Origin of the sequence: Nitratireductor sp. GZWM139 (genome assembly GCF_030068685.1) — a bacterium.
Classification (GTDB): Bacteria; Pseudomonadota; Alphaproteobacteria; order Rhizobiales; family Rhizobiaceae; genus Nitratireductor; species Nitratireductor aquimarinus.
The window spans coordinates 96,178-122,125 of the sequence record NZ_JAMQML010000006.1 but is presented as its reverse complement, the minus strand read 5'-3'; the positions used below and the strand labels follow the sequence as shown (position 1 = coordinate 122,125).

General features: G+C 59.0%; 24 protein-coding genes and 1 tRNA gene. 18 read left to right on the top strand and 7 right to left on the bottom strand.

Translation table 11 applies throughout. The features are described 5' to 3' along the window. The first annotated feature begins 1 nt into the window (after position 1). Entirely contained in the window at positions 2 to 520 is a 519-nt protein-coding gene (locus tag NDI72_RS09245) for a hypothetical protein (protein WP_283800296.1), read from the top strand. Between the two features lie 199 nt (positions 521 to 719). Here NDI72_RS09245 and NDI72_RS09240 read toward each other — a convergent pair whose 3' ends face one another. From NDI72_RS09240 to NDI72_RS09225, 5 genes are all read right to left on the bottom strand, one after another. Continuing rightward, positions 720 to 1,106 carry a hypothetical protein gene (locus tag NDI72_RS09240; RefSeq protein ID WP_283800295.1) on the bottom strand — a complete coding sequence of 129 codons (387 nt, stop codon included), beginning with the start codon at positions 1,104 to 1,106 and terminating at the stop codon, positions 720 to 722. Positions 1,107 to 1,240: 134 nt separating this feature from the next. Further along, on the bottom strand, positions 1,241 to 1,534 hold the full coding sequence (locus NDI72_RS22065; protein WP_502888384.1) for an HGGxSTG domain-containing protein: 294 nt from the start codon (positions 1,532 to 1,534) through the stop codon (positions 1,241 to 1,243). Positions 1,535 to 1,579: 45 nt separating this feature from the next. Continuing rightward, positions 1,580 to 2,251, bottom strand: coding sequence for an ankyrin repeat domain-containing protein (locus NDI72_RS09235; RefSeq protein WP_283800294.1), 672 nt, complete (start codon positions 2,249 to 2,251; stop codon positions 1,580 to 1,582). 406 nt (positions 2,252 to 2,657) lie between these two features. Then, entirely contained in the window at positions 2,658 to 3,029 is a 372-nt protein-coding gene (locus tag NDI72_RS09230; protein WP_283800293.1) for a hypothetical protein, read from the bottom strand. A gap of 19 nt (positions 3,030 to 3,048) precedes the next feature. Beyond that, positions 3,049 to 3,618 carry a hypothetical protein gene (locus NDI72_RS09225; protein WP_283800292.1) on the bottom strand — a complete coding sequence of 190 codons (570 nt, stop codon included), beginning with the start codon at positions 3,616 to 3,618 and terminating at the stop codon, positions 3,049 to 3,051. A gap of 431 nt (positions 3,619 to 4,049) precedes the next feature. Between NDI72_RS09225 and NDI72_RS09220 the strand changes: the two genes are divergently transcribed. The 6 genes from NDI72_RS09220 to NDI72_RS09195 all read left to right on the top strand — a co-directional run bounded on the left by NDI72_RS09220 (position 4,050) and on the right by NDI72_RS09195 (position 12,593). After that, on the top strand, positions 4,050 to 4,277 hold the full coding sequence (locus NDI72_RS09220; RefSeq protein ID WP_283800291.1) for a helix-turn-helix domain-containing protein: 228 nt from the start codon (positions 4,050 to 4,052) through the stop codon (positions 4,275 to 4,277). Between the two features lie 256 nt (positions 4,278 to 4,533). Next, complete coding sequence (locus NDI72_RS09215) at positions 4,534 to 5,226, top strand: hypothetical protein (protein WP_283800290.1); 693 nt, start codon at positions 4,534 to 4,536, stop codon at positions 5,224 to 5,226. Continuing rightward, positions 5,219 to 6,322 carry a hypothetical protein gene (locus NDI72_RS09210; protein WP_283800289.1) on the top strand — a complete coding sequence of 368 codons (1,104 nt, stop codon included), beginning with the start codon at positions 5,219 to 5,221 and terminating at the stop codon, positions 6,320 to 6,322. The genes NDI72_RS09215 and NDI72_RS09210 overlap by 8 nt, the downstream gene beginning before the upstream one ends. 235 nt (positions 6,323 to 6,557) lie before the next feature. After that, positions 6,558 to 9,332, top strand: coding sequence for a class I SAM-dependent DNA methyltransferase (locus NDI72_RS09205; protein WP_283800288.1), 2,775 nt, complete (start codon positions 6,558 to 6,560; stop codon positions 9,330 to 9,332). Continuing rightward, complete coding sequence (locus tag NDI72_RS09200; RefSeq protein WP_283800287.1) at positions 9,329 to 11,398, top strand: DEAD/DEAH box helicase; 2,070 nt, start codon at positions 9,329 to 9,331, stop codon at positions 11,396 to 11,398. The genes NDI72_RS09205 and NDI72_RS09200 overlap by 4 nt, the downstream gene beginning before the upstream one ends. Further along, positions 11,391 to 12,593: a GIY-YIG nuclease family protein gene (locus NDI72_RS09195; RefSeq protein ID WP_283800286.1), complete on the top strand. Its 1,203-nt coding sequence runs from the start codon at positions 11,391 to 11,393 to the stop codon at positions 12,591 to 12,593. The genes NDI72_RS09200 and NDI72_RS09195 overlap by 8 nt, the downstream gene beginning before the upstream one ends. Before the next feature lie 505 nt (positions 12,594 to 13,098). Here NDI72_RS09195 and NDI72_RS09190 read toward each other — a convergent pair. Continuing rightward, positions 13,099 to 13,188, bottom strand: a tRNA-Ser gene (locus NDI72_RS09190). A 218-nt stretch (positions 13,189 to 13,406) separates the two neighbouring features. On the opposite strand from NDI72_RS09190, the gene NDI72_RS09185 reads away from it, so the two are divergent. From NDI72_RS09185 to NDI72_RS09160, 6 genes are all read left to right on the top strand, one after another. After that, on the top strand, positions 13,407 to 13,718 hold the full coding sequence (locus tag NDI72_RS09185) for a hypothetical protein (RefSeq protein ID WP_113153879.1): 312 nt from the start codon (positions 13,407 to 13,409) through the stop codon (positions 13,716 to 13,718). A gap of 372 nt (positions 13,719 to 14,090) precedes the next feature. After that, entirely contained in the window at positions 14,091 to 15,083 is a 993-nt protein-coding gene (locus NDI72_RS09180) for a BMP family lipoprotein (RefSeq protein ID WP_113153878.1), read from the top strand. 128 nt (positions 15,084 to 15,211) lie between these two features. Continuing rightward, positions 15,212 to 16,594, top strand: a complete 1,383-nt coding sequence (locus tag NDI72_RS09175) for a dipeptidase (RefSeq protein ID WP_206553446.1) — start codon at positions 15,212 to 15,214, stop codon at positions 16,592 to 16,594. A 17-nt stretch (positions 16,595 to 16,611) separates the two neighbouring features. Continuing rightward, complete coding sequence (locus NDI72_RS09170; protein WP_113153876.1) at positions 16,612 to 17,229, top strand: ribonuclease D; 618 nt, start codon at positions 16,612 to 16,614, stop codon at positions 17,227 to 17,229. A 111-nt stretch (positions 17,230 to 17,340) separates the two neighbouring features. After that, entirely contained in the window at positions 17,341 to 19,629 is a 2,289-nt protein-coding gene (locus NDI72_RS09165; protein ID WP_283800285.1) for a transglycosylase domain-containing protein, read from the top strand. 74 nt (positions 19,630 to 19,703) lie between these two features. Then, entirely contained in the window at positions 19,704 to 20,447 is a 744-nt protein-coding gene (locus NDI72_RS09160) for an SDR family NAD(P)-dependent oxidoreductase (protein ID WP_206544400.1), read from the top strand. A 73-nt stretch (positions 20,448 to 20,520) separates the two neighbouring features. Here the strand turns inward: NDI72_RS09160 and NDI72_RS09155 are convergent, their stop codons facing one another. Then, the gene (locus tag NDI72_RS09155; protein ID WP_283800284.1) at positions 20,521 to 20,967 is read right to left on the bottom strand and encodes a baeRF12 domain-containing protein; all 447 of its coding nucleotides are present in this window, start codon (positions 20,965 to 20,967) and stop codon (positions 20,521 to 20,523) included. A 229-nt stretch (positions 20,968 to 21,196) separates the two neighbouring features. Between NDI72_RS09155 and cysG the strand changes: the two genes are divergently transcribed. The 5 genes from cysG to NDI72_RS09130 are packed head-to-tail and all read left to right on the top strand — an operon-like array spanning position 21,197 to position 25,892. Next, the gene (cysG, locus tag NDI72_RS09150; protein WP_206994446.1) at positions 21,197 to 22,624 is read left to right on the top strand and encodes a siroheme synthase CysG; all 1,428 of its coding nucleotides are present in this window, start codon (positions 21,197 to 21,199) and stop codon (positions 22,622 to 22,624) included. Next, entirely contained in the window at positions 22,624 to 22,932 is a 309-nt protein-coding gene (locus NDI72_RS09145; RefSeq protein WP_113153873.1) for a DUF2849 domain-containing protein, read from the top strand. The genes cysG and NDI72_RS09145 overlap by 1 nt, the downstream gene beginning before the upstream one ends. Positions 22,933 to 22,948: 16 nt before the next feature. Beyond that, the gene (locus NDI72_RS09140) at positions 22,949 to 24,619 is read left to right on the top strand and encodes a nitrite/sulfite reductase (protein WP_283800283.1); all 1,671 of its coding nucleotides are present in this window, start codon (positions 22,949 to 22,951) and stop codon (positions 24,617 to 24,619) included. Further along, on the top strand, positions 24,594 to 25,361 hold the full coding sequence (locus tag NDI72_RS09135; protein ID WP_283800281.1) for a phosphoadenylyl-sulfate reductase: 768 nt from the start codon (positions 24,594 to 24,596) through the stop codon (positions 25,359 to 25,361). The genes NDI72_RS09140 and NDI72_RS09135 overlap by 26 nt, the downstream gene beginning before the upstream one ends. 9 nt (positions 25,362 to 25,370) lie before the next feature. Then, positions 25,371 to 25,892: a DUF934 domain-containing protein gene (locus NDI72_RS09130; protein WP_283800280.1), complete on the top strand. Its 522-nt coding sequence runs from the start codon at positions 25,371 to 25,373 to the stop codon at positions 25,890 to 25,892. The last annotated feature ends 56 nt before the right edge of the window (positions 25,893 to 25,948 follow it).

The following is a 25,948-nucleotide window of genomic DNA, read 5'->3' as shown; positions in this document are numbered from 1 at the left end:
AATGAGCAAGAAACCCGGGCGAATTCAGGCCCCGTTTATCCAGCTCCGGCTGGAACTGATGGTAAGCCCTGCATGGGAAGCGAGAACAATCCCCCTGATGCGGATTCTTGAACGACTTGCAATTGAGCACATGCGTCACGCCGGACAGAGAAACGGCCAGCTCTATGTTTCATATGGTCAGTTCGTGGATGCTGGCGTCTCTCGCCGAGCAATCAACCCGGCCCTAGCCCTAGGCGAAAAACTGGGCCTGCTCAAAGTCATTCGCCCTACCGGACGCATAGGTGGGCAACTGCGAGAACCGAATGCATATCACTTGACCTATTTGCCCTCACCGGATGGACGCGTCACAGACGAGTGGAAGAAGGTCACTCAGCAAAGTGCCAATGCGGCGGTTGCTCGATTACAGCAACCGAATCCTAACCAAAAACAGCCGCCCAGTCATCAAAAGGCCACTGCACCGGTTCCCATTCCTGCAAAAAAGCAACAACAACCAGTGCCCATTCATACAAAAAGCAAGTAGCAAAAGGGGTACTATCTTATATATTATCCCATGGCCGGATTGTTTGTGTGGGCGACCGGCCATGTTCTACCCAACGTACAATTCCCAAAAAATCTTTCTTCTATTACCATTCATGGGATTGATAAAAATTCTCTCAATGTCAGATCGACTGACATTGAACATTGGAATTCGCAAAAACACCCCATCCATAGACTGAGAGTTATTCTTTCACATTTTTTGTGTTGGCAACGAATGTACGTACATCATCGGGTTCTGGAATATCGATTGTCCAACTATCAATGCTCTCATAGTCGGGCACCGCGAGTTCGCGCTGCGATTCTGGCAACTCGTCGCCTTCAATGAGCAAATCCCACCCTTCGTTTTTCAACATATCAGCGGAAGCAGGCACTGGATGAAGCACTCCGGGAATCTTCAGGAATGCATTGACGAGATGACAACCACTGGCTTCGTGCGGATTGGCCCAGAATCCTATTTCATCCCCAAGGTGCTCAATAGAGCTTGAGGCCAGAAAACCTCCGCCTTCATCTGCAATTCTCCAACGGACTTTCTCGGCAATCTCCTCAAAGTCGGCTGAGTATTTTTCCACCAGCGACCTCGTCCATCTTATGGCAACTGTCTCATGATATATTCCGAAGGCACGACCTTGTGTCGTGCTGGGTTTGGGAACATCCCTCATAATCACCCTCCGATGAAGTGGTCACTTCCCGGCCAGCAACCGCGCTACCGAAGCATACCGATACTCTTAGCGAGTCGAGCGAGCGCTTTCAGGCGGGCCATAGCATCTTTGTGCGCTTGAAGGGCTTCCTTCGTATATCGCCCAGATTTGAAGTTGCCGTTTTTCTCGCCGGATGGCGCACCGGCCCGCCCACCGTGAAGCTGACACCGCTTCTTCCCGGACAAAGCCGGTTTCTGACAAGGCGTCCCTTGGCGCGTTCTGGCACCACAACGTTCCCCGGGCCAGTCAGAACCAAATAGCCATTCCTTTTGTCGAGAACTGGCTTCGCAGTCTTCCATCAGAATATCCTCGCAAATATCTGCGATACTATACCCGAGCACATCTCAATACGGCATACGTTGCAGCCCGTTTTCTTCCAGCCAGTTCTGAAACTCCGACCACGAAGGCACTGGAAATGGCGCACTTCCATTCAAACTTACACGGGGCGACTGAGGCGCAACCTTTCTCAGATAGCGCACGGCTTCCGCTTGCGTATTGAATGGATCGATCCGGAAAGGCGGATAACCTCGTACATTCCGGCACGTGATGACCGACCATGTCTCTTGATGTTCCGCTTTAATCGCCGACCCTGACAGCGAGTGCCGTACTTCCAGCACGAACATGCGGTCATCAAGATAATCCTCATCAACCCTATACTGCTTCGAGGTTGGACTGCCACCGCCCGGAATCTGCAGTGTTGCTCTATACCTTTCCTCAGCACCATACTTCCGAAGAAGGACACAGAAATCGTCATAGTTGCGTGAGGCCGCGACATCCATTGCCGTGGTCCCGTCGACATCTTCAGCATTCACATCCGCGCCATTCTCCAACAGCACTTCCACTATGCCAAGATACCCACTTGTGGTGGCAGCCAACAGCGCGCTTTCGCCGAGTTCCGTCTTTACATTGACATCGTCGCCCCTTTCGAGCAGGGAGCGGACTAGGTCATACTCACCATCATATGCAGCGTACACAATGGCATCCGGGTCGTTGATGTAAGCTGGCGGTTTGGTCACTTGCCGCATCTCCTCGGGAACTCTTGTGTCTACGGACGACGACGACACATGAACGTTACGTAATCCGGCGTCTCCAGAGTTTCGTAGCTTGTCCGAAGGTGGCGGGGGCCTGATCGGTACTGCAAGAAGACTGGCCTGTCTCCCAGAAGCCAATTGGCCCAACCATCATGAATTTCGATCCAACAGCGGCCACCGCGATACTCATCAACCTCACCATATGTGTCCGGGAGGTTAAATAGCCCACCGTCTTTGACGGTCGCATCTATGCGCCTGAATTCACATCTCTCAATTCCAAAACCACGACAGAAACTCCCTTCGGTGCCAGACGTGACGACGTAGTCTGCCTTCGCCGAAAGGCTGCCGCTCAACAATGCGCAAGCCGCGAAGATGACGTGATACGACTTCATCATTCCTCGTCCCCCAAGAGCAACTGGTTGAGAAGCTGGTATTCCTCTTGCCAATTTGGGAACGCGTCTGAAAACGCACTCAGGAAGTCTATGACCAGTGCGACATCCCGTTCGCTTTCAGAAAATTCAGCATTTACAGAGAAATAGTCTTCCTGAATTAGCGCGCCATGCAATTGACCGACGGCCTTTTCCAAGCGGCGAAATCGAGAATGGTCTGAAGAGAAAATTCCCCCTGAGCGATTCCGATATTTTTGAGCAGCCAGAAGGACATTCTGCGCATATCGAAATGCTCTAGGTGCTCGGTCAGCAAGATATTCTGCCATTCTAGCATCCGAAGTACGTGTTCCCGGCTCATGAATGCGAATTCTCATCAGGGCTTCCTCCCCCAATTCATTCAACGACGCGCGTAGAATATCGCATTCTCAAACCATCACTTGCAGTAATTTTCTTGGTGAATGCCGGTTGCGAGGAGACGAACATCCAGTCGACCACAATGCTGGAGATGCCCTTCTTCCGTGCAAATTCCGCGAGGTACTTTCGAATTTCGATGTTGGCGACGCTCCGCGACATCATGCCCACCCCATCAAGCATGGCGAAGGGGCTTTTGTCCCGTTCACGGTAAGGTGCATGGACACCCACAATCGCGCCTTTCTGGGCAATGCGCTCTTTGCCGCCCATGAACGCGACCGCACAAGCGCTCTCACAATGCAAACCCGACATGACGATAGTGTTTAGCCCAAGTCGGTCGATCAAGTCTGCCAACACCAGCCCCTCGCGCAGGTCTCCACCTGGGCTTGATAGCATCACAGTTGAAACTGTAGGGAAAACCGAAACCATCTGCGCCAACTTGGCGGCATCCCCTTCCACAATCGCCCCTGCGAAAACCAGCAGACTTGGAGGATTGCGACCCGGCACGCTCCATTCACCCGCCTGAGCCCAAAACGTCTGAAGCGCTAGCATTGCAGCTATCAGGAATACACTCCTCACTTCATCGCTCGCGGAACCCAGCCTTGTGCACGTAGGCACAGATTATAGTGGCGCTGCATTCCTAGCGATGCGCCCAACTGTGCTCCAGCAAGGTAGTTGCCACCCAATGCGAGACTGGCCACAGCCGCATTGCCCACCTGCTTGTTCGCTATCTGGCGCGCGTAAATCTCACATTGAGCCGATGCGACGTCGAATTCAGCCTGCCCTCTGCCAAGACCGGTCGTGTCATCGTACCGCGTCAATGTCTGGCATCCAGCCAAAGGGAAGAGCAGCACTATCCCAGAGATCACTCGCAGCATTCTCCCCTCCCTTGCGGACATCGATGCGCTTCGCCCCACCCGGGAGCAAATTTTGTAGAGAATACTCCGTGGTCGAATACTCATCAAGGCCATCTCCTCCCGCGTATGGATATTCGAGGTGTGTTTGCCGCAAACCTGAAAAGCCTGCGACGGGCGAAGGGCCTATCGCAGGAGGAACTGGCGCATGCGGCAAACCTTGATCGCACCTACATCAGTTCACTGGAGAGATGCGTCTATTCGGCCAGCATTGATGTGGTTGATCGGCTCGCGAATGTGCTCGAAGTAGACGCATCACGATTGCTGCAGAAACCTCCAACTGGCGCGACCCAGTAAGCTTCCAAGCTGCCAGCAATCTCAATTGCGCGACAGGTTTCACCGACCGAGGACTGATATGCGTCTCCATCTGCGGATGAGCCGGCAAAGCACAAGAACGCAAGAAAACCGGGATTTGGCCCCGATCACGACTTCATTTTTGCTTGCAGGTTAAAAACAACGCAAAGTCCAGCGCTCTCACAAAATGACGAATCCTTGCAAATCTTATTGTGTTCTCGAATGATGGTGCCTGAAGGGCTACGGAGGGCGATGGGAGATGAAGAAACCATCAAAACTGAACACGATTGCACTTGGCGTTGGGGCAGGTGCAGTGGCGGGTTTCGGTTGGGGAATGGGGCGCGATGCCTGGAAGAAGACCAAAGAACACCAAAGTCTGATTATCCTGATCTTGGTAGCGTTTTCGGCTATCGCTCTTCCATTCTTTGGTGGACGCAATCTGGTTCGAGGTTACCCACGAGGAGCGATAGCTCAGAGGATATGGGGATATCTCTCCGGCGCATTGCTGCTGGGTGCCGGTACTCTCATAGCAGCTGTGTTCGCGATTATGGGCTCTGCACTTATATCCCAATCAGCCAATCACGCTACGCCCGACTTCCAGACTATAGCCGCCAGTGCAACTCTCTGGGGACCGTTGCCCGCCGCAATATGCGGCGTGATAGCAGGGCTCTGGCAACGCCCCAAACGTTCGAGACGCTTCGCAGTCGCGAAACGCAACGATGCCTTTTTGGACCGCTTTGGCATAGTCGAGACGGGAGAAGAGGAAACCACACACCTCGATGGCGAAGGCAATCCTTTGCGCCTTTTGGAACGCACTGAGGGCGCTCTTGTCTTTTTGGCAGTCGGCAAACGCAGCAAGCGAGCTTATATCCGCCTATCACCGGAGGGAGAAATGACTGGTTACACTGGCGTTATCCCAATCGATGCGCCACGCGAATATTCATATGCGTGATCGACATTTCTCGGCAACCTTACGCCAACCCGGAAAACTGCTTGTTCGCACCCTATTGATTGCGAGCCTCTTTTCTTCTGGCATAGCCATTTTGCCAAAAGCGATGGATGGCATTCGATTGCTGTATCATGGCACCAACCCCGTTACGTGGATGAAACATCAGGTGGGCTTAGTGCAGCCCGGCCAATACGCTGTGGAGATGTCCAATGCGCTTGAAAACGACGACATCGCGCTAGCCACCAGCGTCTACGAATTGTCATTGGAGCATGGAATTTCCATCCCGCAAAAACTGAAAGCCCGCCTTGATGACGCCAACGGCTGGAGCGAAACGGCAAAAAGAAAGGCGCGCTGCATCGGAAGCTCATTCGTTACTGATCAAGTCCAATGCCTGGAGGGATTGCTGGCCAGCTCCATTGCCGATCTCAGCCCAATTGGCGACGCGAAAGAACTGCTAAATCAGCCTTGGCCCGACTACGACATAGTCAGCGTCGGGATTGCAGCCGCAAGCTTAACCGCTTCGGGCGCGAGCTTCGCAGCTGGTAGCGGCCTCCCCGCTAAAATCGGCATCACCACTCTCAAAGTCTTGAAGAAATCTGGAAAGATCAGTGTCGCTTTGCTTGCGGATCTAAGACGAGTGCTATCCCGTACAATAGACAAACACCAAGTGAAAAGGCTTTCAGATCAAGCCCGTCAGCTTGACCCCACGAACCCGTCTGATTGGCGACTGGATGAACTGATCTCGACTGCCCGCCTGATCATTCGGCAGGATGCTGTCAATGAACTGAGCGCAACAGGTCGGAACCTACGTGAAATCAGCAACATGGTTGGCTTCCGTGGCACGATTGAAACCGTAGAACGTTCCAACACACTAAAAGATTTGCAGCGATACCAAGAAGTCGCCGCCGCGTATGAGGGCAGATACAGAGGCGCTCTGGTTCTGACCAAAGGCAGAAGAGTTTTCCGGATCATCGACGAGTTCTGGAATTTGTTAGCCTGGATGGCTGCGGCATTGATATGGCTTGCGACGGCCGGTTGGTTTATCAGCCGAATGGGATGGCGAATTCTGAAACCGATTCGCCGGGAACCCCGGCTCTAGTCCTTAAGGGCCTGCTTCCGATTGTCGAATGCGGATTGCCAACATAACTTGCGCCCCGTAGTCGCTTGATAAGAACCATGGACCATGCACGCTAGCGCTGTCGACTGACACTATTGCCTTGAAGGAACCGGGTGAAGGCTCAGATCGTCTACGGGATGGTCGACTTCATGCGACGAGCCAGCAAAGAGCAGGGTTGAGGTTTTCCGCATATTGCCCAAAGAGAATGAGAGAACACATGAACGCGGTTGAGATTGAAGAGGCCATATCCGCGCTTGCCGAACAGCCATTCGATGCAGCAGAGTTCCCTTTCGCCTTCCTCGAAGCCTTCGGTAACAAGGCGACGACCATCAAGCGGTTGCGAACCGGCGCGTCCAACAAGTCCGACCTGGGCGGCGTTCTCCAGACAAACAACATCCATATCGCTACTGCCGACGCCGCTAGTGTCACGGAAAAACTTGCTGCGCTGCGAACCAGCCCCGCCACGGCGCGGGCCAAGGCCAAGTTCATCCTCGCTACCGATGGGGTCACTCTCGAAGCCGAAGACCTCGAATCCGGCGAAACCGTTGCCTGCGCCTATGCCGATTTCCCAAACCACTTCGGGTTCTTTCTGCCGCTCGCCGGGATCACCACCGTCAAGCAATTACGGGACAGTTCTTTCGATATCCGCGCCACAAGCCGCCTCAATAAGCTCTATGTTGAACTGCTGAAAGAGAACCCGGATTGGGGCACCGTCGACCGCAGGCCTGACATGAACCATTTCATGGCGCGGCTCATCTTCTGTTTCTTCGCGGAGGATACCGACATCTTCAACGGCACAGGCCTGTTCACCGCCACCATCGACCAGATGAGCGCACGGGATTCGTCCAACACCCATGAAGTGGTCGGCGAGATATTCCGTGCGATGAACACGCCCATCAAGGACCGGGCGAGCGCCGCGCTACCCCGTTGGGCCGACATATTCCCCTATGTCAACGGCGGCTTGTTTTCGGGTAGTCTCGACGTTCCGCGGTTCAGCCGGATCGCGCGGACCTACCTGCTTCATATTGGCGGCCTCGATTGGCAGCAGATCAACCCGGACATTTTCGGCTCTATGATCCAGGCAGTCGCCGACGACGACGAACGTGGGGCCTTGGGGATGCATTACACATCAGTCCCCAACATCCTGAAAGTGCTGAATCCGCTCTTTCTCGACGATTTGCGCGAGAAGCTGGGGGAAGCAGGTGGTAATGCCCGCAAGCTCCTCAATCTGCGTAACCGCATGGCGCGCATTCGGGTTTTCGACCCCGCCTGCGGCAGCGGCAATTTCCTCGTCATTGCCTACAAGGAAATGCGGGCCATCGAGGCTATCATCAATGAGCGTCGTGGCGAGGATGGGCGGAAGTCGGATATTCCGCTGACCAACTTCCGGGGGATCGAACTACGCGACTTTCCCGCTGAGATCGCCCGGTTGGCGCTAATTATCGCTGAATATCAGTGTGATGTGCTTTATCGCGGACAGAAGGACGCCCTGCAGGATTTCCTACCTCTCGACGCCCAGAACTGGATCACCTGCGGCAATGCTCTGCGGCTGGACTGGCTCAGCGTCTGCCCGCCAACCGGGACCGGCGTGAAGCTGGTAGGCGACGACCTATTTCGGACGCCACTAAAACAAGCGCAGATCGACTTCGAGAATGAGGGCGGCGAAACCTATATCTGCGGAAACCCACCATATCTCGGTTCAACGTGGCAGAACGACGAGCAGAAGGCTGATCTTCAAGCGATATTTGCACATCGCACTAAGAGCTGGAAGTCACTCGACTATGTCGCCGGATGGTTCATGAAGGCGGCGGACTATGGTGCCTATACACCCACAGTATCCGCGTTTGTTTCGACCAATTCTATCTGCCAGGGACGACAGGTTCCTACGCTTTGGCCTCTAATTTTTGGCTCCGGCAATGAGATTGCTTTTGCTCATACCAACTTCAAGTGGAATAATCTTGCCAGTCATAATGCCGGCGTAACTGTGGTGATTGTTGGCATCAGTAACCACGCCAGAGCCACGCGATGGCTATACATGATAGGTGATGATGGAAAAACCAATGTAAAAAAAACCACAAATATTAACGCATATTTAGTTCCGGCAGCAGATGTAATTGTTAAAGCATTAGCGAAGCCAGTCGACGGTCGCCCTGAATTTATTTCAGGCAATGTGGCTGATGATGATGGTCAGTTGATCGTTAATTCCATTGATGAATTTGGTGAAATCCGAGATGACGTTAGGCACCTTGTTAGACCATTTGCTGGCTCTTTTGAGCTAATAAATGGACGGCAAAGATACTGCTTGTGGGTTGAAGATAGCGATTTAGAACTGGCAAAATCACAAGAAGCATTCGCGGAACGGTTTGAAGCTGTCAGAAAAAAGAGAAGCAGCCCAGCGGCAGGGCCTAGGGCGAGAGACGCTGTTGATGTGCCCCATAAGTTCGCGTTTCGATCAAATCGTGATGAGGTTGCCCTAGTTATCCCGAGGGTATCATCCGAAAATCGTCCATTTCTACCTGTTGGCCTCGTTGATCGTCACATTATTTTGGGTGATCGAAACTTCGCCCTTTATGACGCTCCACTCTGGAACATGGCGTTGATCGCATCCCGCCTGCATTGGGTTTGGATCGGAACCGTTTGTGTTCGGATGCGGACCGACTTCTCCTATTCCAACACGCTTGGTTGGAACACTTTTCCGGTACCGCCCCTGACCGATAAGAACAAGGCGGACCTAACTCGTTGCGCCGAGGAGATTCTGTTGGCACGCGAGGCGCATTTCCCAGCGACTATCGCCGACCTTTACGACCCTGAGAAGATGCCTGCCGATTTGCGCGAAACGCATGAGCGCAATGACGAGGTGCTTGAGCGCATCTATATCGGACGACGATTCCGGAATGATACCGAGCGGCTTGAGAAGCTGTTTGATCTTTATACCAAGATGACCGCATCGGCGGGACCAGCGAAGAAACGGAAGGCGGGGGCAACAGCGTGACCATCGAAAAGAAAACAGTTCCTTCCGTTTCGGTTTCCTATGCCCGCAACGGCAGCACCAACAAGGCCAACGCCCTCGGCATGAGGCCGATGCAGGAGCGCGCCTATGAGAAGCGCGGTGAGCAATATCTTCTCATCAAGTCGCCTCCGGCGTCCGGCAAGAGCCGCGCCCTTATGTTCATCGCGCTCGACAAGCTGGCGAACCAAGGGCTGAAACAGGCGATCATTGTCGTGCCGGAGAAAAGTATTGGCTCCAGCTTTGCCGATGAACCACTTACCGAGTTCGGCTTTTGGGCAGACTGGACGGTGACCCCAAAATGGAACCTCTGCAATGCGCCCGGCGAGGATGGCGGCAAGGTCAACAGCGTCGGTGCCTTCCTTGACAGCGATGACAACGTTCTGGTCTGCACCCATGCTACCTTCCGCTTTGCCGTGGACAGGTTTGGCGTGGAGGCGTTCGACAACCGGCTGATCGCGGTGGACGAGTTCCATCATGTTTCCGCCAACCCGGATAACAAGCTGGGCCTGCACTTGGGCCAATTCATTGCCCGCGACAAGGTCCATATCGTCGCCATGACGGGTAGCTATTTCCGGGGCGATGCGGAGGCCGTTCTTGATCCACGAGATGAAGCGAAGTTCAGGGATGGAACCGTCACCTATACCTATTACGAGCAGCTAAACGGCTACGAGTATCTGAAATCGCTCGACATCGGCTATTTCTTCTACTCCGGCGCTTATTCCGACGATATCCTCGCGGTGCTGGACCCAAGCGAGAAAACCATCATCCACATCCCCAACGTCAATTCGCGGGAAAGCACCGGGCAGAAGATCAAGGAGGTCGAACACATCATCGAGGAGCTTGGCGAATGGCAAGGCATCGATCCCTCCACCGGCTTCCAGTTGGTCAAAACGCCGGAAGGCCGCACCCTCCGCATCGCCGACCTTGTGGATGATGACGCGGCCAAGCGGGATCGCGTTTCCGCCGCGCTCAAAGACCCCGCGCAGAAGAACAATCGCGATCATGTGGATATCATCATTGCGCTTGGTATGGCGAAGGAAGGCTTCGACTGGATTTGGTGCGAACACGCCCTGACAGTCGGCTATCGTTCCAGCCTGACCGAGATCGTGCAGATCATCGGCCGCGCCACCCGCGACGCACCGGGCAAAACCCGCGCCCGCTTCACCAACCTGATCGCCGAACCTGATGCTTCGGAAGAAGCCGTGACCGAGGCCATTAATGACACGCTCAAGGCCATTGCCGCCAGCCTGCTTATGGAACAGGTGCTGGCTCCTCGCTTCGAGTTCAGACCGAAGAACGCCGCCACGGATACAGCCACGCCTGGCTTCCATTACGGCGAAGAAGGCTACCAACCGGACAAATGCAATGTCGGCTTCAACGAAGAGAGTGGCCATTTCCAGATCGAGATCAAGGGCCTTGTCGAGCCAAACAGCAAGGAAGCTCAGCGTATCTGCCAGAAGGACTTGAACGAGGTTATTGCGGCCTTTGTGCAGGACAGGCCCGCCATTGAGCGCGGCCTTTTCGATGAAGAGCTTGTGCCGGAGGAACTGACCCAGCTTCGTTTGGGCAAGATCATAAAGGAAAAGTATCCCGAGTTAGACGAGGGTGACCAGGAAGCCGTAAGGCAGCATGCCATCGCAGCGCTCAACATCACACAACAGGCCAAGAAGATTGCCCACGATGGCAACGGCTCCGACTACGAGCCGAGCGCAAACACGGCGCTGATCGACGGCGTTCGCAAATTTATAATGGATGTGCGCGAGCTGGATATTGACTTGATCGACCGGATCAACCCCTTTCAGGAAGCCTATGCTATCCTCGCCAAGACCATGAGCGAAGAAAGCCTGAAGCAAGTTGCGGCCGCCATTTCCGCTCGGCGAACCAGCCTTACTCCGGAGGAAGCAAAGCAACTTGCCGTCCGCGCGGTCCAGTTCAAGAAGGAGCGTGGACGGCTTCCGTCTATAAGTTCCACCGACGCATGGGAAAAGCGCATGGCCGAAGGTGCTGCCGCTTTCGTGCGCTTTAAGGATGAGGGCCGCTATGAGTGACCTTGACCTTGACGGACTGCGCGACGAACTGGCCGATTTCGTCCAGCCGGAGAAGAAAGTAGGGCGGACTCCCCGCCAGGAGCGTATCATCGCCGGGTTCGAGGAAATTCAGCGGTTCACCGATGAGCATGGCCGCGAGCCGCAGCATGGCGAGGACCGCGATATATTCGAGCGGCTCTATGCCGTGCGGTTGGATCGACTTCGTAGCTTGGAGGAGTGCCGCTCGCTTCTAGCGCCGCTCGACCGTCAGGGGCTTTTGTCCAGCGAGGAAGACGTGCCCGCGATGCCCGAGGATATGGACGCCGACGCTCTCTGGACAGAGCTCGCAGGGGCTGCGGGTGCTTCCGAGATTACCGAGTTGCGCCATGTACGCTCTACCGCCGAAAAGCGCGCAGCCGAGGAGATCGCCAACCGCGAGCCATGCCCCGATTTCGAGAAGTTCAAGCCCCTGTTCGAGCAAGTGCGGATCGACCTTGATTCGGGTGTTCGCACCACCCGGCAGTTTGTAAAGGATGCCGGTTTCCTGAAAGCGGACATTGTTGAAGGACAATTCTTCATCCTTGGCGGTCAAGTCGCCTATATAGCCGAGGTCGGCGAAACCTTCCGTGCCCCGAACGGGGAAAGTGACGCCCGCTTGCGCGTCGTTTATTCCAACGGGACAGAGAGCAACCTGCTGCGCCGGTCGTTGCAGCGAGCGCTCTACAAGGACGAAACAGGAAGGCGCATCACGGAGCCGACGGCTGGCCCCCTGTTTGCGAGTGAAAGCGACGACGATGATATAGCGAGCGGCACAATCTATGTTCTTCGTAGCAAATCCAACCACCCAAGCGTCGCCACCAACCGCGATGTGCTACACAAGATCGGCGTGACCAGGGGAGATGTGAAGCAGCGGATCGCTAACGCCAAACTAGACCCGACATTTCTGATGGCGGACGTCGAGACAATTGCCACGTACAAGCTCTACAACATCAATCGAAGTAAACTGGAAAACGTCATCCACCGCGTCTTCGCGTCCGCTCGGCTCGACATCGAGATCAATGATCGATTTGGCAAGCCGGTCGTACCACGCGAGTGGTTTCTTGTGCCGCTTTTCGTGGTCGATGACGCCGTTGAGAAGATCAAGGATGGCACGATTACACAGTATGTCTACGACCCCAAGAATGCCTGTCTGAAGAAACGCCATGACGCAGATTGAATTGCGTCGTCTCGATTGCCGGGAGTCAAGCCTGCATCGATCACAACTGCCCGCCTGTTGTCCAAGTTCGATTGGCTTCAGCGTTCGTTCGTATTCACATGTAGATAAGTGATGGGACCCAAAGGAAATAAAGGGGGTGTGGCCCCGGTGGGGGCGAGACAAACCCGCTGTGATCGAAGGTAGGTACTTGCGTACGCCTGATTGCGTCGTGCGCAACCGAACAGACATTTCAAGGCGATCTGTGAAGCAGCAGCAGCGAACGCTCGCCCAGCATCCAGGAGTCGCAGCTCGACTGATCAGTTTGGTTAAGGAGAACAGGGTCCCAGTGAGTGCGACGGAGGATGTGAACCTGAATCGTTCCTGAAACCAATATAGAATCGCAGGGCCGTTTTTTTTCGACCTTGAACCTCTACCTCACCAGCCGGACTGCAATGGGAAAGAAAGTAGGGATAAAACATGCCCTACAAAAATAATCTCGATAAAACAGCTTTTTACTGGAAGAATATGGCGGAGAGAGAGGGATTCGAACCCTCGATACGGTTTCCCGTATACACGCGTTCCAGGCGTGCGCCTTCAACCACTCGGCCACCTCTCCACGGCGCTGCATTTTTCAGCTGCGCGACGCTCATCTAGTCGATCTGATCGCGAATGCCAAGACCAGTCTGTGACAGATTTGCAATTTGACGCATTTTCCTGTGTCCGGAGTTCACAAACGCTCAACTTTCCGTAGCGCAATTGCCATCCCGCGCACCGCAGCCTATGTCTCGACAGGTAGTTTCAAATGCACCGCGCGAACACACCCAAGGGGAAGCGATGTTTCGCTTGATCTTTCGAATCCTGGCCCTGTTTGCCCTGGCCGTCGCCGTCGTGATGGCGGTGATCGACGCCACACGCTCCATCGCCGCTTCCGCGCTCATCATCACCCCGCTGGGTGAAAGCTGGTATTCGGTCTCGCCCGATACGCTCAATCTCAGCCAGGCGCTGATCCAGCGCTACACCTTCCCCGTCATCTGGGATCCGGCCATCATCTACATTCTCACCCTGCCGGGCTGGCTGGTCTTCGCCGTGCTCGCGCTTCTCTTCCACGCCATCGGATACCGGCGCAAACGCCACGCCTTCTCATAAGGCGCGCGGAAAGAGACCGCACAGCCAGGCAGCAGATCGCCCGCTTTCGTACGGCCACAAAACGCGCGCTCCGAACTATTGATATGTCCGAAAACCGGATTCCACTTTTCGGCCCGATGCTCTCCACTGAACCCCGGCAAGACTATCCAAAGTCGTTTTTCCGAACGGTCAAAATTCCACGTGAAATTTGAATTCAGCCATGCAAGAGTGCTGGCAAGAGGAGAGTAATTTGCTTTCCTCATGCCGTCCCCGCTGGTCCACGGCCGGTTACGGGATGCTCGCAAGGGCGCGGGAGCGAACGGGCCTTGGTTCCGGTATCCGCTTCTGCGGCACAGGCAAAAGAGACAGGATAACCGACAGGGTGTGGATCACATGAAGCGTATTGTCCTCGGCCTTCTGGCCGCAACCGCGATGTCCGCAAGCGCATTTGCGGATGAGATCGCTCCGGCTCTCATCTACGATCTGGGAGGCAAGTTCGACAAATCCTTCAACGAGGCAGCCTATAATGGCGCCGAGCGGTTCAAGGAAGAAACCGGCATCGAATATGTGGAGTTCGAAATCTCCAACGACGCCCAGCGCGAGCAGGCCCTGCGCCGCTTCGCCGAGAACGGCCGCAACCCGATCGTCATGGCCGGCTTCACTTGGGTGGACTACCTGAAGAAGGTCGCCGCAGAATATCCCGACACCGACTTCACCATCATCGATGATGCGGTGGATGCGCCCAATGTGCGCTCTGTGACCTTCAAGGAGCAGGAAGGTTCCTATCTGGTCGGCATGCTGGCAGCGCTCGCTTCCGAAACCGGCACGGTCGGCTTCGTCGGCGGCATGCAGGTTCCGCTGATCGGCAAGTTCGAGTGCGGCTATGTGGGCGGCGCCAAGGCAGCCAACGCAGACGCCAAGGTCATTCGCAATTACACCGGCGACACGCCATCGGCGTGGAACGACCCCACAAAGGGCGGCGAGATCACCCGCACGCAGATCGACCAGGGCGCAGACGTGGTCTATCACGCCGCTGGCGGCACGGGCGTTGGCGTTCTCCAGGCTGCGGCGGATGCCGGCAAGCTCGGCATCGGCGTCGATTCCAACCAGAACGGCCTGCATCCGGGCAAGGTTCTCACCTCCATGGTCAAGCAGGTGGACGTCGCCGTCTACAATGCTTTCATGGACGCCAAGAACGGTGAGTTCAGCTACGGCCTTCAGGATCTCGGCCTTGCCGAAGACGGTGTCGGCTACGCCATGGACGACAACAACAAGGACCTCGTGACCGACGAGATGAAGGCCACCGTCGAGGCAGCCAAGCAGAAGATCATCGACGGCGAGATCGTGGTGCACAACTTCCTGAGCGACAACGCCTGCCCCTATTGAGGCAGCGCTTTCGCTCCGGCGACACATTCCAAAGGGCCGCCCGTGCGGCCCTTTTTCCTTTCCTCTCCGCGGCCGGAATGTGTTAGGCCGCTTCCATATTTTCTCCGTACAGTCTTCAGGAGCTTTCCATGTCCGATCTCGCCCCGGTTCTCGATCAGCTCGATCGTTCCATCGATCAGAGTCTGGAGCGGCTTTTCCACCTTCTGAAGATCAAGTCGATCTCGACCGATCCGGCCTTCACCGCCGACTGCCGCAAGGCTGCCGAATGGCTGGTGGACGATCTGAACTCCATCGGTTTCGACGCCAGCGTGCGCGACACTGAAGGTCACCCCATGGTGGTGGCGCATCATGATGGCGAAGGCCCGCACGTGCTGTTCTACGGCCATTACGATGTGCAGCCGGTCGATCCGCTGGAGCTGTGGGACGAAGACCCGTTCTCCCCGTCGATCAAGGAGATCGAGCCGGGCCGCAAGGCGATCCTCGGTCGCGGTTCTTCCGACGACAAGGGCCAGCTCATGACCTTCGTGGAAGCCTGCCGCGCCTATAAGTCGGTTCACGGCAAGCTGCCCTGCAAAATCACCATCCTGTTCGAGGGTGAGGAGGAATCCGGTTCCCCGTCGCTGCGCCCATTCCTGGAAGCAAACCGCGAAGAGCTTTCCGCAGAGTTTGCGCTGGTCTGCGACACCGCCATGTGGGACCGCGATACGCCGGCGGTCTGCGTTGGCCTGCGTGGCCTGGTCGGTGAGGAGATCACCATCAAGGCCGCCGACCGCGATCTGCATTCGGGCTTCTTCGGCGGCGCCGCCGCCAACCCGATCACGGTTCTGGCGCGCATCCTCGGCGACCTGCACGACGAGAATGGCCGCGTCACCGTGCCCGGTTTCTATGAAGGCGTGGAAGAAACGCCGGCAGAGATCCTGAAAACCTGGGAAGGTCTCGGCGAAACCACCGAGGATTTCCTCGGCCCCATCGGCCTTTCCAAACTGTTCGGCGAGAAGGACCGTTCCGCGCTGGAGCTGGTCTGGGCGCGCCCGACGGCAGAGGTGAACGGCATCACCGGCGGCTACACCGGCGAAGGCTTCAAGACGGTCATCCCGGCCGAAGCCTCGACGAAGGTTTCCTTCCGTCTCGTACACAAGCAGGATCCTGAAAAGATCCGCGCCGCCTTCCGCGCCTTTGTCGAAGAGCGGCTGCCCGACGACTGCCGGGTGGAGTTCCATCCGCATGGCGGCTCGCCCGCCTTCCAGCTCGACTATGACATGCCGCTTGTCACCAGGGCGCAGGCCGCGCTGACCGACGAGTGGTCCAAGCCGGCGGTGGCCATCGCCATGGGCGGCTCCATTCCGATTGCCGGCGAATTCCGCCGCATGCTCGACATGGAGACGCTGCTTGTGGGCTTTGGCCTGCAGGATGACCGCATCCACTCACCCAACGAGAAATACGACCTCAACTCGTTCCACCGCGGCCAGCGCTCCTGGGCCCGCATTCTTGATGCCCTGAGCAAGCAGTAAGCCGGGAAGAAGAAGACATGACCATCCGCTTTCACAAGAACGATCTGCCGGATCTCAGCAATTACGATGTCGACGCCGTGGCCATCGACACCGAGACGCTGGGCCTGAAACCGCATCGCGACCGGCTTTGCGTCGTCCAGCTTTCGCCGGGCGACGGCACCGCCGATGTGGTGCAGATCGATGCCGGGCAGAAAAAAGCGCCGAACCTCGTCGCCCTTCTGAAGAACCGCAAGATCACCAAGCTGTTCCACTATGCGCGCTTCGATCTGGCCGTGCTCTATCACAGCTTCGGCGTCATGCCGGAGCCGGTGTTCTGCTCCAAGATCGCCTCGCGCCTCACCCGCACCTATACCGACCGTCACGGCCTGAAGGATCTGTGCAACGAGCTGCTCGGCGTCAGCCTGTCCAAGGCGCAGCAATCGTCCGACTGGGCCGCCGAGACGCTTTCGCCCGAACAGCTCGAATATGCGGCATCCGACGTGCTCTACCTGCACCAGCTGCGCGAAAAGCTGATCGTGCGCCTGGAGCGCGAGAAGCGCACCCGCGAGGCCGATGCCTGCTTCCGCTTCCTGCCCACCCGCGCCAAGCTGGACCTGATGGGCTGGGAAGAAGCCGACATTTTTGCCCACAGCTGAGCGCAACCCGGTCGATTTCGTTTAATTTGACTTAACTGCGCCTTAAACCGCTGCCCTTTACTGTGCCCGCACTTGGCAATGCGGGCACAGGATCACGGGGCAACAGGCTGTATGGCGCGTAAGACGAAAAACCGAAGGATCGAACCGACATTCGACGCGCCCGCCGCGCGCCGTGGCGGCGATGATCTCAAGCTCGGTGACGCCGATCGCGTCGTGCCCTCGCGCCAGCGGCGCAAGCCCGCAAAGGGCAAGAGCACCAAAGGCGGAAAAAGCGCCCGCCGCGCAGGCCCGCGCCGCAAGAGCGGTGCCGGTGGTAGCGGTGGCGGCGGTTTCTTCGGCTTCCTGCGCACCGCCGTCTACTGGTCATTCGTGCTGGCGCTGTGGGGCGGCATCGCCGCCGTGGGCATCACCGCCTATTACGGCGCGAAAATGCCCTCCGCCACCACCTGGGAAATCCCCGACCGGCCACCCAATGTGAAGATCGTCTCCGCCGATGGCGGGCTGATCGCCAATCGCGGCATGACCGGCGGCGAGGCCGTTGGCCTGCACGAAATGTCGCCCTTCATCCCGCAGGCCGTGATCGCCATCGAGGACCGCCGTTTCTATTCGCATTTCGGCGTCGACCCCATCGGCCTTGCGCGCGCCATGTCGGAAAACCTTCTGGCCGGGCGGCTGACCCAGGGCGGCTCCACGCTCACCCAGCAGCTTGCCAAGAACCTGTTCCTGAAGCCCGACCGCACCATTGAGCGCAAGGTGCAGGAAGTGCTGCTCGCCTTATGGCTGGAGCAGAAGCACTCCAAGGATCAGATCCTCGAAATGTACCTGAACCGGGTCTATTTCGGCTCCGGCTCCTATGGCGTCGAGGCAGCCTCGCGGCGCTATTTCAACAAGTCCGCGCGCGACGTCACCCTGTCGGAAGCCGCCCTCCTCGCGGGCCTTCTGAAAGCGCCCTCGCGCCTTTCGCCGGCGCGCGATCCGCAGGCCGCCGAAACCCGCGCGCAGGTGGTGCTGACCGCCATGCGCGACCAGGGCATGATCGGCGACAGCGAGATGACCACCGCCATGAGCCGGCCCGCCACCCGCGCCGCCGCCTACTGGACCGGCTCCGAACACTATTTCGCCGACCGTGTGATGGAAGAACTCCCCGGCCTCATCGGCGATGTGAAGAACGACATCATCGTCGAGGCGACGGTGGACTTCCGGCTTCAGAAACAGGCCGAAAAGACCATCCGCAGCCTGATCGACGAGAAGGGCGGCAAGCTGGCGGTCAGCCAGGGCGCGCTCGTCTCCATCGACACCACGGGCGCAGTGCGCGCCATGGTGGGCGGCTACGACTACGCCAACAGCCAGTTCGACCGCGCCTCCGAGGCGCGCCGGCAGCCGGGCTCCGCCTTCAAGCCCTTCGTCTACATGGCCGCGCTGGAACAGGGTCGCCGCCCCGACAGCGTGCGCAATGACGCGCCGATCAGGATCGGCAAATGGAAGCCGGAAAACTACAAGGGCAAGTATTACGGCCCCGTCACCCTGTCGGAAGCGCTGGCCCGCTCGCTCAACTCCGTTGCAGCGCAGCTTGCCGTGGAAGCCGGTCCCAAATCCGTGGTGGAACTGGCGCAACGCATGGGCATCGAGTCCGACCTCAAGGCCAACGCCTCCATCGCGCTCGGCACCTCCGAGGTCACGCCGCTGGAATTGACGGCGGCCTACCTTCCCTTCGCCACCGGCGGACTGCGCCCGGAGGTCCATTTCGTCACCCGCGTGACCACCTCCTCCGGCAAGGTGCTCTATCAGCATGACCGGCCACGCATGACGCGCGTGGCAAGCGCGGAAGTGATCGGCATGATGAATTCGATGATGCAGGGCGTGGTGGAAAACGGCAGCGCCCGCGCAGCCGCCATCGGTCGCCCCGCCGCTGGCAAGACCGGCACCACGCAGCAGTCGCGCGATGCGTGGTTCGTGGGTTACACCGCCGATCTGGTGACCGGCGTGTGGTTCGGCAACGACACGTCCAAATCCACCAGGGCGACGGGCAGCTCCCTGCCCGTGCCGGCATGGAAGGCTTTCATGGAAGAGGCCGAGAAGGGCCGCCCCGTAAAGCGCCTGCCCGGCTCCTGGTCGCCCGGCGCATCCTTCGGCGGCGGCGTCGCCGCGCAGCCTCAGGAGCGCCCCGTCCCGCAAGCCGCTGTTGGCTCTGGCGGTAATGGCGGCGCCAACACACAAGCGTCGCAGGCCTCTGAGGCCCGGCCTACACCGCCCGCCCCGGTGCCAGCCCCAGTGCCCGCACCCGGCGGCGGAAACCCCGACCACACGGCCTCCGTGCGCCGCCCCGTGCCACCGGCGGATGTCGGCGGTGCGCCGCAGCGCAGCCAGACCTCCATCCTCGACATCATTCTGGGAAATTAGAGTGCCGCCATCCGCTTTGCCTATCGCTTTCCCCTGCGCTGTCGCCTACATAGGAACGGAACAGGGAGAAGGGCATGGCGGACGAGCGGAAGACACTGGTTTTAACCGGAGCAAGCCGGGGCATTGGCCACGCGACGGTGAAGCGTTTTTCCCGCGAGGGCTGGCGCGTCATCACCTGCTCGCGGCAGGCGTTCGCCGATGACTGTCCATGGCCGGCCGGCCCGGAAGATCACATCAAGGTAGACCTTTCCGACCAGGAAGACGTGGGCATCGCGGTCGCCGAGATCCGGCATCGTCTGGAGGCCAATGGCGGCCGGCTCGACGCGCTGGTGAACAATGCGGCCATCTCGCCCAAGCTTGAGGGCGGCAAGCGCATGAACTCCATCGACACGCCCATGCATGTGTGGCGCGATGTGTTTCAGGTGAATTTCTTCGCCCCCATCATGCTGGCGCGCGGCCTCTTCCGCGAGCTTGGCAATGCGAAGGGCTCGATCGTGAATGTCACGTCCATCGTCGGCAGCCGCGTCCACCCCTTTGCCGGAACCGCCTACGCCACGTCCAAGGCCGCTCTCGTGGCGCTGACCCGCGAAATGGCAGCCGATTTCGGCCCCCATGGCGTCCGCGTCAACGCCATTGCGCCGGGCGAGATCGAAACCTCGATCCTTTCTCCCGGCACCGACAAGATCGTTGAAGGCATTCCGCTGCGCCGCCTCGGCCAGACCTCGGAAGTCGCCGACACGATCTTCTTCCTGTGCTCGGATCAGTCGTCCTACGTGTCCGGCTCGGAAATCCACATCAATGGCGGCCAGCACGTCTAAAACATCCCACGCGGCGTGAGGTGTAACAAACGTTGCAGCGTTTCCGGGAAACGCTGCAACGGCGCACAAGCTGCTATTGAAGCAGCACTTTCTCGATGTCGCTCACCGTGTGATTGGTCAGCGTCTTGGCGATCTCGCCGATCACCTTGTCTTCCACTTCCTTGTGCATTTCCTTGCGCAGCTCGCCCAGCACCAATGGCGGGGCGACCAGCACGAGCTTGCTGTACTTGCCCTTGTGCGCAAGCTTGTAGAGACGCTCGGCGACATCGCCGGCAAAGCGCTCTTTCTCGATGCGGTGCCAGTCGGTCTCGTCCACGGCGCTGCGGTGCCCGCCATTGCCGTCATTGAGACGTCCCGGCCTGTCGGTGCCCTGCTCCCAGCTTGGCGGGTTCTCTTCCTGCATCAAACGCACGACCTGAAGGTTGGGATAGGTGGCGTCGCCTTCATTGCGAAGGAACAGCGCCTTCTCACCATCAGCGACCACAACCCATGTATCGTGTACAAGCCGGAACTCAGCCATTTCGATCTCCATTGCTCAAGTCGGTCTCCGGGAAACGCGGGCTGGCGCTTCCCGTTCCCACAAAACTGATATGGGTATCGCAGCGAAGCCGGGGAAGGATTTCCTGCGGAAAAGCGACGCTGCGGAAAAGCAATCTTGTCGCACCCCTGTGCCACGGTGAGTGTATTTCTTCTCAGGAACCCATGCAAACCGCCATTATTTCGGGCATCTTTCAACAAGGCTCGCGATCATGGCGACAGACACTCAAAAGCTTGCGGCTTTTCCCGTGTTCATGCGGGTGGAGAACCGCGCCGTCGTCATCGTCGGCAATGGAGAAGAGGCGCTTGCCAAGGCCCGCCTTCTTGGCCAGTCGCGCGCAGCACTCACGCTTGTTGCCGATGCGCCCGAAGACGCCCTCGTCTCCTGGGCAAAGGCCAACGGAGCGCATCTCATCCGCGCGCCCTACGCGCCGCGTTATCTCGACAATGCAGCACTGGTGTTCGCCGCCACCGATGATGAGGCGCAGGACCGCGCCATCATTGCCGATGCACGGGCGCGCTCCATCCCCGCCAATGCGGTGGACCGGCCCGAACTTTGCGATTTCTACACACCGGCTCTGGTGAACCGTGCGCCGCTCGCCGTCGCCATCGGCACAGAGGGAGCCGGCCCCGTGTTGGCGCAGATGGTGCGGGCGCGCGTCGATCAGATGCTCTCCCCGTCGCTGGGCGCGCTCGCCCATCTCGCCACGCAATACCGCGACGCCGTCGACCGGCTGGTGCCGCGCGGGCTCGCCCGCCGCCGCTTCTGGAAAGCGTTCTTCACCGGCGACACGGCGCATGCCATGGCCCGGGGCGACACGGCGGCAGCCCGCCGCAGCGCCTCCAGCCTGCTGGCCGCCGGCAGCGACATACCCGGCCACATCGCACTTGTGGGCGCAGGCCCCGGCGCGGAAGATCTGCTGACGCTGCGCGCCCAGCGGCTGCTCATGGAAGCCGATGTCATTGTCTACGACGCGCTGGTGCCCGAGGCCGTGGTTGCCATGGGCCGCCGCGATGCGGAACGCATTTCCGTCGGCAAGCGCAAGGGCTGCCACTCCAAGAGCCAGGAACAGATCAACGATCTTCTGGTCACGCTTGGCCGCGAGGGCAAGCGCGTGGTGCGGTTGAAGTCCGGCGACCCGCTGATCTTCGGTCGTGCGGGCGAGGAAATGGCGGCACTGCGTGAAGCAGGCGTGTCCTACGAGGTCGTGCCCGGCGTCACCGCCGCCTTTGCGGCCGCCGCCGATTTCGAGCTGCCGCTGACGCTTCGCGGCATCGCCTCCTCCATCGTGTTCACCACCGGCCACGACCTGAAGGGCCGCACCCTGCCGGACTGGGCGAGCCTTGCCGTCTCCGGTGCGACCATCGCCGTCTATATGGGGCGCTCCGTGGCTGCCGATGTGGCTGGGCGTCTCGTCGAGGCCGGCCTCTCGCCGGACACCGCCGTGGCCGTGATCGAGAACGCCAGCCGCGACGACAAACGTCTGCTGCATGGAACGCTGAGCGACCTGCCTTCGCTTGCCGACCGCAGCGAACTGACCGGCCCCGTGATGACGCTGATCGGCGATGCCGTGGCTGGCGCAAATTTCGAGCGCTCCGAAGCGCTCGCAACCTATAAGCACCAGCTGGAGCGCGCGTGATGAAGATAGTAGCCGCCAATCGCCTGACCGATGGCGAAACCGTATGGCTGGGCGCAGGCGACCGCTGGGTCGATACGATCGACGCCGCCCATGTGGCGCGCGACGCCGAAGACGAAGCGCGCATCGCCGCTGCCGGCAGCGCCGCGCTCGCCGCCAACATCGTGATCGACGTCACACTGGTCGACGTGGACATCGCCGAAGGCCGCATCCTCCCCAAGCGCCTGCGCGAACGCATCCGCGCCGGCGGGCCTTCCATTCACCCCGAGATCGGCAAGCAGGCGCGCAACGCCGCGCAGCACGCCGCCTAACGTCAGGCCACGTCCCATGTACCGTTACGACGAATTCGATCATGCCTTCGTGCAGGCCCGCGTTGCAGAGTTTCGCGACCAGGTGGAGCGCCGCCTTTCCGGCGAGCTCACGGAAGACCAGTTCAAGCCGTTAAGGCTGATGAACGGAGTCTATCTTCAGCTTCATGCCTACATGCTGCGCATCGCCATTCCCTATGGCTCGCTGACCGCGCGCCAGATGCGCAGGCTGGCCCATATCGCGCGCACCTATGACAAGGGCTATGGCCATTTCACCACGCGCCAGAACCTGCAGTTCCACTGGCCGAAGCTGACCGACATTCCGCGTGTGCTCGAAGAGCTGGCGGAAGTGGAAATGCACGCCATCCAGACCTCCGGCAACTGCATTCGCAATGTGACGGCAGACCATTTTGCAGGCGCCGCCGCAGACGAGGTGGCGGACCCGCGCCCCTATGCGGAGATCCTGCGGCAATGGTCGTCGCTCCATCCGGAGTTCTCCTATCTGCCGCGCAAGTTCAAGATTGCCGTTACGGGCGCAGAGCGCGACCGCGCCGCCATCGAGGTGCACGACATCGGCCTGCACCTGAAAAAGAACGAGGAAGGCGCGCTGGGCTTTGCCGTGTTCGTCGGCGGTGGCCTTGGCCGCACGCCCATGGTCGCCAAGAAGATCCGCGACTTCCTGCCCGAGCAGGACCTGCTCTCCTATGTGACGGCGATCCTGCGCGTTTACAATCTGAACGGACGCCGCGACAACAAGTACAAGGCGCGCATCAAGATTCTGGTCCACGAGACCGGCACCGGGGAACTGACAGCGCAGGTGGAAAAGGAATTCGCCGCGCTGAAGGAAAGCGAGCTGAAGCTCCCCGATGCCGACATTCGCGCCATCGAAACCTATTTCGCGCCCCCGAAGCTCAAACCCCGCCCGGAAGGCGACGCAGCAGTGAGCAAGGTGGTCAAGGCCGACCCCGGCTTTGCCGACTGGCTGCGCCGCAATGCGCACACGCACCGCAACCCCGACTATGCCTCCGTGACCGTGTCGCTCAAGGGCATTGGCGAGGTGCCGGGCGACGCCACCGATGTACAGATGGACGCCATTGCGGATCTGGCGGAGCGGTACGGCAATGACGAAATCCGCGTGAGCCATGAGCAGAACCTGATCCTGCCCCATGTGGCGCGCGCCGATCTTCCTGCGGTTCATGCGAAACTTGTCGAGATCGGTCTTGCGACCTCCAATGCCGGTCTCATCACCGACATCATCGCCTGCCCCGGCCTCGATTACTGCGCGCTCGCCAATGCCCGCTCCATTCCGGTGGCGCAGGAAATTTCGCAGCGTTTCGCAACCCAGGCCCGGCAGGACGAGATCGGCGATCTGCAAATCAAGATTTCCGGCTGCATCAATGCCTGCGGCCATCACCATGTCGGCCATATCGGCATTCTGGGCGTCGAGAAAAAGGGCACGGAGCTCTATCAGGTGACGCTTGGCGGCTCCGCGCGCGAGGGTTCGACCATCGGCGAGATCATCGGGCGCGGCTTTGCGCCGGAGGAAATCACCGACGCGGTGGAAACCATTGTCGAGACCTATCTCGCAAAGCGCGAAAACCGCGATGAAACCTTCCTCGAAGCCTATCGCCGGCTCGGACCGGCGCCGTTCAAGGAGGCCCTTTATGGCCACGAAGCCAAGGCAGCTTGACCGCAACTTTGCCGCCAGTGGCGACACGGGCGACCTCGCGGCTGCGCTGAACCTGCGCTACGGACACCTGCCCGCCGAGGAGATCATTGCCGTGGCAATCGATCTCTTCGCGGATGCGGGCGGCATTGCCGCCACATCCTCCTTCGGTGCCGATTCCGCAGCGCTGCTTCACCTGATCGCAGAAGCTGCTCCCGGCCTGCCGATCACCTTCCTCGACACCGGCCAGCATTTTGGCGAAACGCTTGAATATCGCGATCAGCTCGCGGACGATCTGGGCCTGACCAATGTCGAGATCATCAGGCCGCTTGAGGATGCTCTTGCCGCTGACGATCCAGATGGCGTCCTCCACCAGAGTGACACTGACCGCTGCTGCGCAATCCGCAAGGTGGAGCCCATGGCCCGCGCCATCGAGCCCTATCGCGCCTGGTTCACCGGCCGCAAGCGCGGTCAGGCGTCGACCCGCGCCGAAATGCCGGTGTTCGAGGCCGTTGGTCCGCGCATCCGCGTCAACCCGCTGGCGCGCTGGTCGACCGAAGATCAGGCCGCCTATATGCGCCGGCACGGACTGCGCCAGAACCCGCTGGTGGCGTTCGGCTATCTGTCGATCGGCTGTTTTCCCTGCACGAGCCCCGTGAAGCCCGGCGAAGACCCGCGTTCGGGCCGCTGGGCCGGTCAGGCCAAGACCGAATGCGGCATCCATCTGCCCGGCCTCGAAGACACACTCACGACGGCATCGGGATAGGAGTTTTTCATGAACACGGCCGATATTCGCCTCTGGACCGCAGACGGCTTTCAGGACGACCGCTGGCAGAAGGCCGAAGACGGTTCGGCTCTTGATGCCAGCGCGCATGTGATCCTGCCGCTTGCAGCCTTTCTCGATCTTGACGACGAGACACGCACAAAGGCGGCCGACCGCATCGGCGTGGAGCTTCAGCCAGGCGATGCGCTGGATGCGCTCCTGCCGCATCTTGCGCGTCTGCCGCTGGTGGCGCTCGCCTTTCCCGCCTTCAATGACGGACGAAGCTATTCCAAGGCCGAACTCCTGCGCACGCGCCATGGCTATCGCGGTGAAATCCGCGCCACGGGCGATGTGTTGATCGATCAGGTCGCGCATATGCTTCGGGTCGGCTTCTCCAGCCTGGAAATCGCCAATCCGCGCACGCTGGAGCAGCTCCAGTCCGGCCGGGAAGCGGGCATTCCGCTTTACTACCAGCCGGCGGCGAAAGCGGCCGCAGCGCCCGGCTCCTATGCATGGCGGCGGGTTTCGGCCTGAATCACCCGGAATCAGGGCTGCAAATCACGGTTATCGCGCTGTTTTGCGGGATTTTG